The sequence below is a fragment of the Vibrio sp. OPT18 genome (assembly GCF_015163615.1).
Taxonomy (GTDB): Bacteria; Pseudomonadota; Gammaproteobacteria; order Enterobacterales; family Vibrionaceae; genus Vibrio; species Vibrio coralliirubri.
The window spans coordinates 1-1,055 of the sequence record NZ_JADDYK010000118.1; the positions used below are offsets into that span (position 1 = coordinate 1).

Consider the following 1,055-nt stretch of genomic DNA (forward strand, 5'->3'; position numbering starts at 1 on the left):
AAGATTTTAGCTACAACACCAGCACCAACTGTACGGCCACCTTCGCGGATTGCGAAACGTAGACCTTCGTCCATTGCGATTGGAGCGATTAGCTCAACAGTCATTTGAACGTTGTCACCTGGCATTACCATTTCTACGCCTTCTGGTAGAGTGATATCGCCTGTTACGTCAGTTGTACGGAAGTAGAACTGTGGACGGTAACCTTTGAAGAAAGGAGTGTGACGGCCGCCTTCGTCTTTAGAAAGTACGTATACTTCAGACTCAAACTTAGTGTGTGGGTTGATAGAACCTTTCGCAGAAAGTACTTGACCACGTTCAACGTCATCACGCTTAGTACCACGTAGAAGTGCACCAACGTTCTCACCTGCACGACCTTCGTCAAGCAGTTTACGGAACATTTCAACACCAGTACAAGTAGTAAGAGTAGTCTCTTTGATACCAACGATTTCTACTTCGTCACCTACACGTAGGATACCGCGCTCGATACGACCAGTTACAACAGTACCACGACCTTGGATTGAGAATACATCTTCAATTGGTAGTAGGAACGGTTGGTCAACTGCACGCTCTGGCTCAGGAATGTAAGAATCTAGTGCTTCTGCAAGCTCAACGATCTTATCTTCCCACTGCTTCTCGCCGTTTAGTGCGCCAAGTGCAGAACCTTGGATAACTGGTAGGTCATCACCTGGGAAGTCGTATTCAGAAAGAAGTTCACGAACTTCCATCTCAACTAGCTCAAGTAGCTCTTCGTCATCTACCATGTCACATTTGTTCATGAATACGATGATGTAAGGGATACCAACTTGACGACCAAGTAGGATGTGCTCACGAGTTTGAGGCATAGGGCCGTCAGTCGCAGCAACAACTAGGATACCGCCGTCCATTTGTGCAGCACCAGTGATCATGTTTTTAACATAATCCGCGTGTCCTGGACAGTCTACGTGTGCGTAGTGACGTGCTGGAGTGTCGTACTCAACGTGAGAAGTTGCGATTGTGATACCGCGCTCACGCTCTTCTGGAGCGTTATCGATAGATGCGAAATCTTTAGCAACACC

General features: G+C 47.2%; 1 protein-coding gene. It reads right to left on the reverse strand.

Annotated elements, in window-relative coordinates:
- The coding region (gene tuf / locus IQQ51_RS26510) for an elongation factor Tu (protein ID WP_137001546.1) at positions 1-1,055 on the reverse strand (1,055 nt) is incomplete at both ends.